Consider the following 12,847-nt stretch of genomic DNA (forward strand, 5'->3'; position numbering starts at 1 on the left):
CCACGTGGATGTTGTAGACGACCGGGTAGTTCAGCCCTCCGGGGATATCGCTTACTGCTCCTGCGGCGGCGGGCTGGACGAGCGCGGCAGCGAGGGCTGCTCCGGTCAACAAGGTGGTGGCGACGATACGACGAGCCATCAGGGGGATCCTCCCAATCCAAAATCAACAGCGACCGGACACCAGACCACCCGGACGGTTCCCTACGCGGCCGCGCCCCCGAGCACCTCGCACGGATCCTCGGCGCCGCGGCCCGCGGCCCGCGCGACGTTCGAAGAGACCGCCGGCGCCGTCAACTTCGTCGAGATGCCGGTGGAGGACACGAAAACCGGAAACCGGTACGTGATCACCGTCGCGAAGGGCTCGGACCGCACCCCGGCGGCTCTCCTGAAGGTTCCTGTGTGTGCTGTCAACCCCAGGACCATTCGAACACCGGCACCCATGGTCGCGGTGCAGGTCGACGAGGGAAGTGTCGACCTGCACCGTCCCCCTTCGGAATTCAGCAGCGATCGTTTATCGCGGATTCTCAGTTGCCAGCGGGCCTCTCGGCAGGCACACACAGAACGGGTGCCCGGCCGGATCTACGAGCACGCGGCATCGTTCGGGTGCTGGTTGCAGAGCCGCAACCTTGGCTCCGAGGCTCACGGACTCGGCCTCCGCGACGTCTAGGTCATTCACAACGAGGTCAAGGTGGATCTGCTTGGGAACAGAGTCCTCAGGCCAGGTTGGCGGTCGATAGCCCGGCACGCGGATTGCAGTCAGCACTGCCCGTGGCGTTTTGACGGTGACGAACTTCCCGCTGGAATGAGTGACAGCTCCGCCGAGCATGGCGCTCCAGAACTCAGCGAGTTCCGACGGATCATCACAGTCCAGGGTTATCGATCCCAGCTGGGCAACGGCCATTCCTCCACGCTACCGAGTGTGTTCGGGTGATACCGCACTTTTGAGTTCGACCTCTCGATCCGGTCTACGCGGACACGGCCAGCGTCAGACGCTGCTCGAAGTCGTTACGCATGGTTCTCCAGAGCCGTTTGGCGACTTGCCGTTTGAGGCAGCGCATCGCCTCGCGTGAGGTCTTGCCCTCGGCCATTTTCCGCTGGTGGTAGGCGTATCCGTCGCTGTTGGGTGTCCTGGCCTGGGTGACGGCGACGATGTGGATGGCAGAGTTGAGCATTCGGTCGCCGCTGCGGGAGAGTCGGTGTCGTTGCTTGTCGGCGCTGGCGATCTCGACGGGTGCGATGCCGGTGTAGTTCGCGAATGCGGGTTCGTTCTGGAACCGAGTGGGGTTGCCGGTGCGGGCGAGGGTCCGGCAGGCGGTGACGGTCCCGACGCCGGGGATCTTCCGTAGTTGGGTTCCGCTGGCGGCGAGTTCGGTCTTGATCCGGGTGGCGATCTCGTCGATCTGGAACCGAAGCCGGCGCAGATCGCCGACGATGTCGAGGGCGATGTTCTTGCGCATCGCATTAGCGCCGGTGTCCGGGCCGAACGCTTTGAGCTGCTGGGCGGCGGCTTCGGTGTCGAACTCGCGCTCTATGCCGCCCGGCAACAGCTCGCGCAGTAGGGCGTGAAGCTGATTGACCAGCCGCCCGTTCTGCTTGACCAGGTCGATGCGCCGTTCGTCCAGGATCCGCAGCACATCGGTGTGGCCTTCAGAGGCAACCGGCCGGAAGTCGCCCTGCGAGAACGCGACACACGCCGCGGCAGCAGCATCGATGCGGTCGTTCTTGCGCCGGCCACCACGAGAGAGTTCGCGCACTCTAGCGGTCGCGGTCGACGGGACGTCGACGACGGGTTCACCGCGGCCGATCAGCCACTGGGTCAGATGATGCCCGAGGCCCGAGGCGTTCTCCACCGCCCAGATCCGATCCGGCCACTGCCTCGACCAGGTCATCAATTGGGTGTAGTCGTCGAACGAGGCCCGGATCCGGAGCGAACCCAGATCCCTGTTGGTCGCCGAATCCACCGCGGTGGCGGTGTGGGCGGACTTGTGCGGGTCGATACCGATCACGATCACCGTGGCGTGCCTCCGTGTGCAGTGGACAGGGGTTATCCGCTGTCGGCATTCCGGCTTCCGGTCACCACCAGGTGGTGACGCTCCTGTGTCGAGCCAGGCAGCGAACGGAGACCGGGGGGAGGCAGAACCCTCTGAGAGCCAACCCTCCGGCCGGTCGGGTGGCAGGAAGCCTCCGGGCCACCCCCACGGTCTCCTACGGCACGCTACGAACCCGTCAGTTCGAACACGTGCCGCCACGCCATACAAGCCGGAAGCCCAGGACCGCATCGCCGAACTCGAGGTACGTCTAGGCGAGCCGACCGTCACCGACGATCCCGCATAGCGTGGCGCAGTGCCCTCCGATCAGCGTTCGACCAGGGATCCGTCGCTGATCCGGTGGTACGGCCGCGAGCCGGTCGGGGAGACCTCGAGGACGAGCCCGTCATTGAGGAACACGAACGATCGTTCCCACGCCCCCGGTCGGTCGGTGGACGAGTAGTACGAGATCCGGCCCTGGTAGGACGCCCACCGGTAGAAGCCGATCGACTTCATATAGTCGGTGTGCGCCTGCCACACCGCAGCGCCTTCACACACCCACTCGACGCTGGCCTCCGCGGACAGGCAGGGCGTGTACCCGTAATGCCATGCGTCGGAGGCGGCCTCGGTGCGCACGCCGCGCAGCACGTCGGTGGTGGCGGTATGGGTGTTGGTCATGGATCCTCCTGAGGAAGCGGGTCGAACGGACCACACCACCATCCAGCTCCATCCTCGGCAGTGTTGCAGCCGAACCGGCACTGAAACACCCGACCGTGGCGGTTGCGAGAGTGTTTCCAGCACAACAGAACAGCGAAGGATGGGAGCCACTATGAAGCGCCAGCCGGTCGGCGGCGAGGAACGAGACGCCTTCACGCGGGTGAGTCGCCGCAATACCAACTGGAAGCCCGGTGAGGTCAAGAAGATCAAGGCCCGCGCGAACCGTCGCGAATGTCGCGCGGCGCGCCGCGAACTCGCGGCCTGAAACGAGAGTGCCGCCCCGGGGATTTCCCAGGGGCGGCACTGTTCTTCGTTCATCAGCAGGTCGGGGCGATGTATGTACCCTCCGGTTCACGGGACTGCAGCGGTGGCGATCGTCTCCGTCACCGGTACCGCTAGTGAAATTTCCACCTGTGACCATCGACGTCTCGGTCAGCATCGGCGTCCGCCCCGTCTCCGCAGCGTCCTCGGACGCCGAGTCACTTGCGGCAGGCCGCGTCCAGCGTGACGGTCGCGGGCGAGAGCCCGTACAGGTACGTGTCGAGCGAATGCGCACAGCCCAGGCTCCACCGGGCATACGTCAGCGAATCGATCGCATAGCCGGTGTTGACGTGCTGGTAGTCGTCGAGCGGGTCGAGCGGGAAGTACGGGACCGGATCGACGATGTTGTAGATCCGCCACGACACGGTGCTGAGCTCCCCGTATCGCGCCGCAAAGTTCGCGTCGCCAACTTTCGGCGCCGCGAACGTCCACGCCTGGGGCTTCAGCGCGTCGTTGGCCGCAAGATCGGCGACGAGGAGTGTCGACAGAGCACCACCGAGGCTGTGACCGGTCACGATCAGCGGCACCGCCGGGTCGATCGCCGACACGAGCCCTCGCGTTCCGGCCGAGACGCCGGGCTCCCCCGGTCGCATCGTGGACATGGTGTCGTAGAGATCGAGGAAACCCTCGGCCACCCTCCCGCCGCCGCTCACCTGCGCGAACGGAACCGGCGCCCAGTGCAGATCGTCCACCCACTCGGCGGCGGTCGCGGTGCCGCGAAGCGCGATCACCTGGACCGTCGGCGTCCCGCCGGCCGCGAGGAACCCGAAGAACACCGGGGTCGATCCCGACAGATCGTTCATCTGGATGGTGCGTACGAGCGAGTACCCCGCCGGCAGCGACATCGATGCCGGATTCGCCACTCCTGGGGCCGCAAAGAACTGGTCGTAGGCCGCTTGGACGAACGGACCCCATCCGGCAGCGACCGCGGTGTCCATCGGCATCTCGCCTCCTCGTGATCACCCGATCATCCCTCGCCGCGGCGCACCGCAGGAGCGGAACGGTCAGCTTCGGTCCGCGGCGGCTCCCGCCGGGGCGACGTCGCGCATCAGCGCGGCCAACTGCCGGTAACTCTCGGCGCGCCCGCTCGACGCCCGGAAGACCAGCCCGATGGTGCGCCCGGGCACGGGCTCGGAGAACCGGGCCGTAGCCAGATCGCCGCGACGGGTCTCGACCGGCACCGCGGAGTCCGGAACCAGGGTCACCCCCAATCCGCCTGCGACACAATGCACCACGGTGGCCATCGACGTCGCCCGGGTGTCACCGGAGAGCGGATGCGCGTCGACCGAGCGGCAGGGATCCAACGTTTGGTCACGCAGGCAGTGCCCCTCGTCGAGCAGCAGTAGGGGCAGCTCGTCGAGCACGTCGGGCGGGAGGTCGTCGCGACCGGCGAACGCGTGATCCTTGGGCAGGACGACCACGAAGTCCTCCGCGTACAACGGAATCTCGATGAGTCCGGGCGCCTCGGACGGCAGCGCCAGCAGGGCGACGTCGATCGCGCCGGTCCGCAGCGCATCGAGCAGTCGCGCGGTCTGATCCTCGGTGACCTGCAGAACCAGCGCAGGCATCTCCCGGCGCAGCGCGGGTTGCAGCGCGGGCAACACGTAGGGCGCGACGGTCGGGATCAACCCCATGCGCAGGGGCCGACGAGCTTGTCACCCACCGCGGCCGCGGGGATCGTGCTCGCACTGCGACAGTTGCGGATCGGATGGCTGCGCGGCTTGCCGCTGCTCATGGGGCATATGGCCCGCACCCCGCTGCCGAATGACCTCGTGCGCGGATGGACCGAACCCGGATTACGCGAGAAGGGCATTCGTCGCGACTTGCGCAAGTACGCCACCCAACATCTGGTAAAGGCCGACCTGATCGCCAATACCGAGGCACTGCGACACTTCTCGGGAGACGCGCTGGTCCTGTGGTCCTCAGCGGGCAAGGTCATGCCCCGCGAACACGGGAAGCAGTTGGCGGAACTGCTCCCCAACGGTCGGTTGGTGGAGATCGACGATGCGTACGTGCTGTCCATGCTCGACCAGCCCGCAGTAGTTGCGAAAGAGTTGACCGCATTCCTGATCGGCGGCCATAACGTCGGAACTGAAGGTCAGTGAATCGAGGCGACGTTGGGCGTGTCTGACATCCCCGCCGGACTGGCAGGTCCGCCACCGGCTGCGGAGCGGCTACCGTGGAGCCGGTGAGCACGAGCCAGCCGGTACCCGATGATGCCAAACCCGCGGACCATCCAGCCCGGGTCTCCTCGATGTTCGACAGGATTGCCGGCCKCTACGACCTGATGAACCTCGTCATGACCTGGGGACAGGAGCCGCGGCTGGTGCGGCGTACCGTCGAGCGGGCAAAGCTGCCCGATGCCCCGAAGGTGCTGGACCTGGCCACGGGGACCGGCGATATCGCCCTCGAGGTGCTGCGAACCCACTACGACGCGGACGTCACCGCCGTGGACTTCGCGCCGGAAATGATGGCGATCGGCGGGGCCCGTCCCGATGGCGACCGGATCACCTGGGTCGAGGCAGACGCGATGGACCTCCCGTTCGAGGACGACACCTTCGACGCCGTGACCCACGGCTACCTGCTGCGGAACGTGGCCGACATCCCCACCACGCTGGCCGAACAGTTTCGCGTGCTGAAGCCCGGCGGCCGGATGGTGGCTCTGGAGACCTCGCCGGCGCCGGACAACATCGCCAAGCCGTTCTCCACCGCCTACATCAAGTACGTCGTCCCACAACTCTCACGGCTCATCACCAATGATCCGGAAGCCTACGAGTACCTCTCGGCTACGACCCGGGGATTCCGGACTCCCGCCCAGGTCCAGGAGCTACTGGAAGAGGCGGGCTTCGTCGGTGCCGGTCACGAACTGCACCTCTTCGGCGCCCTTGCGATCCACTGGGCCACCAAGCCGAGATAGTCGACCAGGCGACGGTCGTGGGCCGACGCCATTTCATGCGATGGGATGAAGACTCCGGACAGACCTGATGTACCACTTCTCGTATTGCGGGTCATGGCTGTGGCGACAGCCATCAACCAGTCGATACAGATGTTGACCGAATGTGCAGCTGCCGCAGTTCGTCGGTATTTCCCGCATAGGCACGGACGCGGTGGGCGTGTACAAAACGGTCCGTGGGCGCGCCAGCGCGGCGTAGATGTTGTTGGCACCACCAGATGCCGCGAGAACCCCGTCACCTATCGCCGCGAGTCACAAACTCCGGCCTGGGGCAACGATTTTCGGTCGAGTTTGTCGACAAACGATGGTTTTCGACGCTGTTCGACCAACGGTCGGTGTCCGATGTCGACGGCCCGCTGCTGTCGACAGCGAGATTGGCAACGCACCTGTAGATGGCCCGCACCGTTGAGCGGTACACCCCAGCCAAGACCGGCGGTGTACCGCTCCCGATTCCAATCACTCCAGTGGATTCACCCTGGCGGTGCGTTGGATGGCCTGATCGTGCTCTGGCATTGGACCGCTCAGGACGCGGGGACCGTCTGCGTACGTAGGTGTTCGGCGAATGTACGTGCGGCCCGCAGATCGTTGATGTCCGGCCGCCCCTTTCTGATTCCGCCGACGAGCTTGAACGGCAGGTAGGTGTCGAACGCCCGGCAGGAGAACGTGTCGACCACCTCGAGCCCCTTCTGCTCGAGTAGTCGTTCGAGAGAACGGTTGTAGCGCCGGAACGGAGGTTCGGGAAGGCCGCTGGTGGAGAACAGGAATGCCGCGGTTGCAGGCTGCGGGGGGAGGGCCCTGACGAACTCTTGTAGCTGTGGGTGGAAGGACATCTGGAAGATCCCGGACCCGAATCCAACCAGGTCGTAGCCTGCCAATGCGGCTGGATCGACCTGCTCGGGAGCCATGACCGGCGCAGACAGCACCTCGCCCATGACGTCGGCGATCTTTCTGGTGTTGCCGTGCGAGACGGACGTACACACGATCAGTGCATTCACGATGATTCTCCTGCCGATGTCGTATCCATGTTGTGTCCTGTCATTCGTGTGAGTGGATGGAAAGTCCGGCTGTGGCCGAGCTTGTCGGGATTCCGGACGGCATAGAGGGCGCGGATGAGGCCGTCGTCGATATCGAAGACGAGCACGGAGTCGATCCGCCCGTCGTCGGTGAACAGCACGGCGGGTAGCGCGTTGCAGGTCGTCAGGTCAGCGCCAAATCCGGAAATGGACTTTCGGGCGAGGCCGACGATGTAGCGAGCGACCCGTTCGGCGCCGACGACAGGTTTGCGTGCCGCGGTAACTTTGCCCCCGCCGTCGGTGATCTCGACGACGCCCGGCGCCATCAGGTTCATCAGCTGCTGCACATCTCCGTTCTTGGCAGCGAGCAGGAACTGCACCACGATCGTCTGGCTCGACTGTGAGTCGGGCTGGAACCGTGGCCGCCGAGTCTGGACGTGCTCGCGGGCACGGTGAGCGATCTGCCGGACGGCGGCATCGGATTTGCCCACCATGACGGCGATCTCCTTGTGCGGGTACCCGAACACCTCGCCGAGCACGAACACCGCCCGCTCGTGCGGGTTCAAGGTCTCGAGCACGAGCAGCATCGCGATCGACACGGACTCGGCGAGGAGCGTGTCCTCGTCCGCATCGGGTGCGGTGCAGATCGGTTCGGGCAGCCAACTGCCGACGTAATCCTCCCGGCGTCTCTGCACCCCTCGCATCTGGTTGAGGGCCTGTCGGGTAACTATCTGCACCAAATAGGCACGCGGGCGCTCGACAGTCCCCGGATCGGTGGCACACCAGCGCAGGAAGCTGTCCTGAACAACATCCTCGGCATCGGCAGCACTCCCGAGGATCTCGTAGGCAATGGTGAACAGCAGCGGCCGACATTCGGTGAACACCTGCGTGCTCAGCATTCCTGCGCCTGACTTATCTCGACGCCACTGTGCCGCGGCCCCGGCAGCCACCGGTAGTGGCGTGGGGCCCGGCTGATCATTTGCACTGCCGAGCGGCACACGACCTCCTTGATTACCGCGGCCCCTCGGCCGCGGATCGCCAACGCCCGCGGGCTGTCGTCCAGTCCGGTGACCTGGATCAGCCCGCGGCGGCGCCCCAGTCTCACCGCCTGCCCGACGAAACCGATCGACAATGGCGACGGTGGCCGGCCGTCGAGCAGTGCGAGTACGGTATCGGCGCCGTGCGCGCCCATCGGGATCGAAGCCTGGCAACTCATCCGGATATGGCCGGCAACCGTCTGCGGGGGAGCCGCCGCATCACCGACTCCCACAATTCGCGGGTGATCGACGCACACCAACGACTCGTCGGTACGCAGCCTGCCGAGTCGGTCCACCGGAAGCCCGCTGCGCCGGGCAAGGCCGGGCACCCCGAACGAACCCGCCCAGATCATGCAGTCCCCGCCGAGGACCCCGCCGCCGCGCAAGTCGACTCCGCCGGCACGGACGTCGGTCACAGTCAGCCCGGCCTGGACCGCCACACCCAGAGCGGAGAGCGTGCCCTCGATTGCGGCACGGCTTCTCTCGGGCATCGAGGCGGCGACCGTGTTCGTCACCAGATGCGTTCTGAGCCTGGGGAACTGCTCTGCGATCTCAGCTGACGTTTCGATCCCGGTCAGGCCGCCGCCGACAACGACGATCCGAGCACCAGCAGGTAATGCGCGCAGACGCGCATGTAGCCGTTCGGCAGCGCCGAGCCCGGTCACCGCACAAACACCGCTCTGTTCGACGCCGGGCCGATCGGCTCCACTGCCCGCTGCGTACACCAGGAAGTCGAAAGCAACCACCTGGCCGTCGTTCAACGTCACCGACCGCTCGCCGATCCTGTCGACGGTCCCAACGCGAAGCCGGACAGCGGGGTGAAGCAGATCGGCCAGTGGGACTGTTGCGGCCCACTGCCGGCTGCGTACTGGTGCAACCGGATCCGCTCGACGAACTCCCATCGAGGATTGATCACAGTCACCACGACATCGGAGATCCCTGCCGAGGCGACACGATTGGCCGCCATCCCCCCGGCGTAGCCCGCACCCACAACGACAACATGCGTCATCACCACAATCTCCCCGATCTCTCGCCGACTTCGATCACACACGTAAAGACACCGACCGCGACAGAAATGTGACACCCGACCCCGATTCGGTCGGTCCGCCCGGCCTTTGCACCAGTTCAGTTGCCGGTCGTCCCTCGGGAAGAACAGCTGGCTATGCCATGAAGAGGCTGGATATGGCTGTCGGCCGGCGAGAATCGTGGTGGGTGCCGCAGTTGGATTCGACCGGGCCTGCTCAATCCGGTGTCCTGTTTGATGGATGCCCACAGGACCCGCGAGAACCCGCGCGGCCGGATCGGGAAGAGGCGTCGGCGGTCATCTCCCTCTGGACCGCCAAGGAACGACGCGAGAACACCGCGACATATCACCGCGAGTCACAGGCAAGGGAAGGCTTGCAAATCCTTGTTCGTCTCAAAATGCGGGGCGACTTCTGTCTCATCCGCATTCTTACCCCAGGCGCTCGTCTCAGATTTCCACGTCCGCGGCAGCCGGGAAGAATCTGGTCACGCCTAGTGGGGGGTGGGGCTCACACCTAGGAGCCCATGACAGGCAGGCTCATGACGTGCACGAAACCGGGGGCCGCGACGGCGATGATGATCGCGACGACGATAGCTCCGACACCTGCGATGAGCAGGCGGGCCCAGGGCTGCAAGGCCTTCCACTGGTGACGCGCACTCAACGCCACATACGCGAGAAGGGCCCTGGGGAGTTCCGAGGCGCTCAGGATGCCACCCGGCCGTACCCGCCGCCGCTCACCCCCTGGTGACGTAGCGCCCTCTCCTCAGCACCCTCGAGCTCAACCGAGCTGTCCCACGGCGACGGCTGCGTCTTCATCGGCAAGTACGGGACGTGGAAGATCGGATCATTCAGCGGATACAACTCGCTGTACTTCCACGCTTGACCGTATGGAAGCGGGCCATCCTCCCCGTCATTCGCGGCACGATCATGACCGAGAACTACGATGCTGGTTGCCCGGTCGACGTTCCGGAAGCACAGCCGAAGCCCGAGCTTCTCCATGAGCTCGTGGGACATGGTGTTTGCGTTCGGCCGCTGAGCTGTCACGAGCAGATTGACCTCGGCAAGGTGGGTACACCGTGAGATGTGGCGCAGCGCTCGCCGCTACTGGCAGCCTCCGCTCGTCGAAGTCGCTGAAGACCACGAGAAGTCGCTTGTACACGGGGCCGTCCTCGTACTTCGGATCTTCGGCCTCCTTCGCGGTCAGCAGTCCGCGGTCCCGCAGGTCCAGCCAGTCAGCGCGTGCCTTGCGATCTGCAGCGGCGTTCGCGACCTGCATTAGACAATCGGGAACCTCCGCCTCTGTGACATACGTGGTGTTCGGGAACTGTGCCGTCCACGCCCAGTCGCCCTTCGGATCTACGACAATCAGGTCGTAGATGTCGGGGCAGCACAGGGCAGCGAAGATCGGCACGGTCGCCGCGACCGTCTTTCCACTACCGGTGGCTCCTGCGAACAACGCGTGCGGGTCGACCCGCATGTCCCACACCGCTTCGTCGCCTACCTTGTTCGTCCCGAAAAGGATCCGGCCCTCTCGAGCCAGGGGAGGAACCGTTCGAACTCCGCCGATCCCTCAGCAGGGAACACCGAAGGTGTCTGGGCCGGCGTAGCAATCGTGAACGAACTGGTCATGCGAAACCCCTTCACTAGGTGGGTGGATTGTGGTGGTCGACCCTAGAAGTGCGCTTCTCCAGTGATGTGCGAGTTCTCTCTCTCCATCCATCCACCCTCACCGCGTTGGTGGGTCGTCGGTCTGGTCGGAGGTCTGGTCTCGTCTCGGGTGTTCTCCCATGAATGCCGTTTGGCTCACCGATGCGCGCAGCGGATGATCTGGCCGGCCGGAGATGGTCCGGCCGCGTGAGCCCAGGGTCCGAGTTCCGGTTTGAGCGGCTTCTACAAGCCGCTCGACTGCCGGTGGAATGCATCCACCCCGGACCCCGGAGTCACGTAAGGCCAGCGACGGACCGTTCCACCCCCAGTCCAACGACCCACCGTCTACTATCCAGCGTAGTAGCCGATAGGTCACGAGGGGGACTCATGCCGGTCAACACCACACTTGCGCAGTACAGCGACTACGCTTTCGCGTCCGCGTTTGCGATCTACGTTCTCGCTCTGGTTCTATCGACTTTCGATTTTGCGGGCACATCCGTTCGCCGCCAAGTCGCAGCGGACGCAAGGGCGATGGTCGACGTCGGCGCATCCGCGCCGGATGCGCCTGGGCGGATTCCGGCCGCGGACAGCATCCGCCCGCAGAGCGAGAGAGCGGGCCGCGCCGCCGTCGCGGTCACCCTCGTTGCCCTTGCACTGAACGTGGCGGCAATCGTCCTACGCGGCATGGCGACCGACCGGTGGCCGCTGGGCAACCTCTACGAGTACGCACTGTTCCTGTGCGCGGCGACTGTGGCGTGTTGGCTAGTCGCCGTGCGGCGGTACCCGATCCGCAACCTAACGGTCTTCGTACTCGCACCGGTCGTCGTTCTTCTGTTCATCGCAGCAGCCGTGATGTACAACGACGCCGCTCCTGTCGTGCCTGCCTTGCGTTCCTACTGGATCGCGATCCACGTAACAATCATCGTGTCCGCGTGTGGGATCCTCACGTTCGCTGGCACTTCCAGCCTGCTCCAGGTCATCGCCGTTCACGGGCGCGACAGCGCCCGCAGCCCGATCACGTGGTTCGCCAACCGCCTTCCTTCCGCGGAACTGCTCGATCGGGTCGCATACCGCACCACCATCGTCGGCTTCCCGCTCTACACCGTCGGGGTCATCTGTGGCGCGATCTGGGCCGAAGCCGCGTGGGGGCGCTTCTGGGGTTGGGATCCGAAGGAGACCGTCTCCTTCATCGCGTGGGTGCTCTACGCCGCCTACCTGCACGCCCGAGCCACGAGCGGATGGGGGACCCTTCGAGCGTCGTGGATCAACGTCGCCGCCCTCGCCACCACACTGTTCAACATGTTCGCCATCAACTTCGTCGTCTCGGGTCTGCACTCCTACGCGGGACTCAACTAGCGTCCCGCCGGAAACGGCCGTTGTGGGTGATGGAACGAGTAGGCAGACCCGAGTGCGCACAGGATGGAATTGTTCCAGACTTGTGTGATCGGGAGCCCTCGTTAGGTGTGACTACCGACCGCTCAACCTATCCAATCCACATGCAGCCCAGAACGAACCGCCATTGGTGCCTCGAGCGAGCGAGAGCGCGCGGGTGCTGCTGCCGCGGAGACCGAAACTTGAGACAAAAATCGGACATGTTGAGATGTTGAGACAAGAATCGGACACTTGACGGATTGTTGAGACCGGCGTCAGATGATCGACGGTCAGCCCCAGGACTGACGCCTCGCCGCCACATGGAACGGGCACCGGGTAGTGATCAATCCCCCAAATGCCCCCGCACCCACGCCGCGATCTCCTTCGGCTGCGCGTGCGCCACGTCCATATAGGAGATCAGAAAGACCAGCTCAACACTCTTTTTCTCCTTCACGGTGCGGGTGCGCCGGATCTGCACGACCTGCCCGATAAGGGGGAATCCGGCCACCTCGGCCGGCGCCTCGGCGGCCTTGATCGTGCGCCGCACCCGTCGACCCCGGCTGCGGTCGACATCAGATGTTCCCTCAATGTCCTTCCAGGGCAACGCTTTCAACTCGTCATACAGGGTCGGCTGGTTCTTCTTCACCGTCATCACCACGTGCCCGCCCCGGCCGACGATGTGCTCGATGGTGGCCCGCTGCGTTTGGAGCGCATCTACGGTTATGACGCTGTCTCTG

Annotated in this window: 15 protein-coding genes and 3 pseudogenes; 5 read left to right on the forward strand and 13 right to left on the reverse strand. The window is 65.1% G+C overall.

The window, feature by feature from the left end; all coding sequences use genetic code 11:
* Nucleotides 1-201 precede the first annotated feature (201 nt).
* The 4 genes from AB4Z09_RS27665 to AB4Z09_RS27680 all read right to left on the reverse strand — a co-directional run bounded on the left by AB4Z09_RS27665 (nt 202) and on the right by AB4Z09_RS27680 (nt 2,705).
* Nucleotides 202-372: a hypothetical protein gene (locus AB4Z09_RS27665; RefSeq protein WP_442241227.1), complete on the reverse strand. Its 171-nt coding sequence runs from the start codon at nt 370-372 to the stop codon at nt 202-204.
* A 139-nt stretch (nt 373-511) separates the two neighbouring features.
* Complete coding sequence (locus tag AB4Z09_RS27670) at nt 512-901, reverse strand: VOC family protein (protein WP_442241228.1); 390 nt, start codon at nt 899-901, stop codon at nt 512-514.
* 64 nt (nt 902-965) lie between these two features.
* Nucleotides 966-2,012, reverse strand: a complete 1,047-nt coding sequence (locus AB4Z09_RS27675) for an IS110 family transposase (RefSeq protein ID WP_442241229.1) — start codon at nt 2,010-2,012, stop codon at nt 966-968.
* A gap of 342 nt (nt 2,013-2,354) precedes the next feature.
* The gene (locus AB4Z09_RS27680; protein WP_442241230.1) at nt 2,355-2,705 is read right to left on the reverse strand and encodes a hypothetical protein; all 351 of its coding nucleotides are present in this window, start codon (nt 2,703-2,705) and stop codon (nt 2,355-2,357) included.
* A 151-nt stretch (nt 2,706-2,856) separates the two neighbouring features.
* Between AB4Z09_RS27680 and AB4Z09_RS27685 the strand changes: the two genes are divergently transcribed.
* The gene (locus tag AB4Z09_RS27685; protein ID WP_442241231.1) at nt 2,857-3,009 is read left to right on the forward strand and encodes a hypothetical protein; all 153 of its coding nucleotides are present in this window, start codon (nt 2,857-2,859) and stop codon (nt 3,007-3,009) included.
* A 214-nt stretch (nt 3,010-3,223) separates the two neighbouring features.
* Here AB4Z09_RS27685 and AB4Z09_RS27690 read toward each other — a convergent pair whose 3' ends face one another.
* Both AB4Z09_RS27690 and AB4Z09_RS27695 read right to left on the reverse strand, forming a co-directional pair.
* Nucleotides 3,224-4,009: a lipase family protein gene (locus AB4Z09_RS27690; RefSeq protein WP_442241232.1), complete on the reverse strand. Its 786-nt coding sequence runs from the start codon at nt 4,007-4,009 to the stop codon at nt 3,224-3,226.
* 60 nt (nt 4,010-4,069) lie between these two features.
* Nucleotides 4,070-4,737, reverse strand: a pseudogene (locus AB4Z09_RS27695) (LysR substrate-binding domain-containing protein); the annotation flags it as partial.
* On the opposite strand from AB4Z09_RS27695, the gene AB4Z09_RS27700 reads away from it, so the two are divergent.
* Nucleotides 4,718-5,170, forward strand: a complete 453-nt coding sequence (locus AB4Z09_RS27700) for an alpha/beta fold hydrolase (protein ID WP_442241241.1) — start codon at nt 4,718-4,720, stop codon at nt 5,168-5,170. The pseudogene AB4Z09_RS27695 and the gene AB4Z09_RS27700 sit on opposite strands and share 20 nt — an antisense overlap.
* An 83-nt stretch (nt 5,171-5,253) precedes the next feature.
* Nucleotides 5,254-5,982, forward strand: coding sequence for a ubiquinone/menaquinone biosynthesis methyltransferase (locus tag AB4Z09_RS27705; RefSeq protein WP_442241233.1), 729 nt, complete (start codon nt 5,254-5,256; stop codon nt 5,980-5,982).
* Nucleotides 5,983-6,539: 557 nt separating this feature from the next.
* Here the strand turns inward: AB4Z09_RS27705 and AB4Z09_RS27710 are convergent.
* From AB4Z09_RS27710 to AB4Z09_RS27730, 5 genes are all read right to left on the reverse strand, one after another.
* Nucleotides 6,540-7,013 (reverse strand): flavodoxin family protein, encoded by a 474-nt coding sequence (locus tag AB4Z09_RS27710; protein ID WP_442241234.1) that lies wholly within the window; start codon nt 7,011-7,013, stop codon nt 6,540-6,542.
* Nucleotides 7,010-7,930 carry an RNA polymerase sigma-70 factor gene (locus AB4Z09_RS27715; RefSeq protein ID WP_442241235.1) on the reverse strand — a complete coding sequence of 307 codons (921 nt, stop codon included), beginning with the start codon at nt 7,928-7,930 and terminating at the stop codon, nt 7,010-7,012. Before AB4Z09_RS27715 ends, AB4Z09_RS27710 begins: the two co-directional genes overlap by 4 nt.
* Nucleotides 7,924-8,835 (reverse strand): NAD(P)/FAD-dependent oxidoreductase, encoded by a 912-nt coding sequence (locus tag AB4Z09_RS27720; protein WP_442241236.1) that lies wholly within the window; start codon nt 8,833-8,835, stop codon nt 7,924-7,926. Before AB4Z09_RS27720 ends, AB4Z09_RS27715 begins: the two co-directional genes overlap by 7 nt.
* Nucleotides 8,832-9,077, reverse strand: a complete 246-nt coding sequence (locus tag AB4Z09_RS27725; protein ID WP_442241237.1) for a hypothetical protein — start codon at nt 9,075-9,077, stop codon at nt 8,832-8,834. The genes AB4Z09_RS27720 and AB4Z09_RS27725 overlap by 4 nt, the downstream gene beginning before the upstream one ends.
* A 529-nt stretch (nt 9,078-9,606) precedes the next feature.
* A complete protein-coding gene (locus AB4Z09_RS27730) occupies nt 9,607-9,753 on the reverse strand; it encodes a hypothetical protein (RefSeq protein WP_442241238.1) in 147 nt (48 codons plus the stop codon).
* Nucleotides 9,754-9,971: 218 nt separating this feature from the next.
* On the opposite strand from AB4Z09_RS27730, the gene AB4Z09_RS27735 reads away from it, so the two are divergent.
* Nucleotides 9,972-10,172 (forward strand): hypothetical protein, encoded by a 201-nt coding sequence (locus AB4Z09_RS27735; protein ID WP_442241239.1) that lies wholly within the window; start codon nt 9,972-9,974, stop codon nt 10,170-10,172.
* A 238-nt stretch (nt 10,173-10,410) separates the two neighbouring features.
* Here the strand turns inward: AB4Z09_RS27735 and AB4Z09_RS27740 are convergent.
* Nucleotides 10,411-10,659 (reverse strand): annotated as a pseudogene (locus AB4Z09_RS27740) (FtsK/SpoIIIE domain-containing protein); the annotation flags it as partial.
* A gap of 467 nt (nt 10,660-11,126) precedes the next feature.
* Here AB4Z09_RS27740 and ccsB point away from each other — a divergent pair.
* Nucleotides 11,127-12,095: a c-type cytochrome biogenesis protein CcsB gene (ccsB, locus tag AB4Z09_RS27745; protein WP_442241240.1), complete on the forward strand. Its 969-nt coding sequence runs from the start codon at nt 11,127-11,129 to the stop codon at nt 12,093-12,095.
* A gap of 358 nt (nt 12,096-12,453) precedes the next feature.
* On the opposite strand, the pseudogene AB4Z09_RS27750 reads toward ccsB, so the two are convergent.
* A pseudogene (locus AB4Z09_RS27750) lies at nt 12,454-12,847 on the reverse strand (hypothetical protein); the annotation flags it as partial.

The sequence above is a fragment of the Rhodococcus sp. TAF43 genome, assembly GCF_052113525.1.
Taxonomy (GTDB): Bacteria; Actinomycetota; Actinomycetes; order Mycobacteriales; family Mycobacteriaceae; genus Prescottella.

Bases quoted from the DNA above. Each gene is read 5' to 3' on its own strand.
- AB4Z09_RS27685 (WP_442241231.1), top strand. From the start codon at position 2,857: ATGAAGCGCCAGCCGGTCGGCGGCGAGGAACGAGACGCCTTCACGCGG.
- AB4Z09_RS27715 (WP_442241235.1), bottom strand. From the start codon at position 7,930: ATGCTGAGCACGCAGGTGTTCACCGAATGTCGGCCGCTGCTGTTCACC.
- AB4Z09_RS27670 (WP_442241228.1), bottom strand. From the start codon at position 901: ATGGCCGTTGCCCAGCTGGGATCGATAACCCTGGACTGTGATGATCCG.
- AB4Z09_RS27680 (WP_442241230.1), bottom strand. From the start codon at position 2,705: ATGACCAACACCCATACCGCCACCACCGACGTGCTGCGCGGCGTGCGC.
- ccsB (WP_442241240.1), top strand. From the start codon at position 11,127: ATGCCGGTCAACACCACACTTGCGCAGTACAGCGACTACGCTTTCGCG.
- AB4Z09_RS27690 (WP_442241232.1), bottom strand. From the start codon at position 4,009: ATGCCGATGGACACCGCGGTCGCTGCCGGATGGGGTCCGTTCGTCCAA.
- AB4Z09_RS27725 (WP_442241237.1), bottom strand. From the start codon at position 9,077: ATGACGCATGTTGTCGTTGTGGGTGCGGGCTACGCCGGGGGGATGGCG.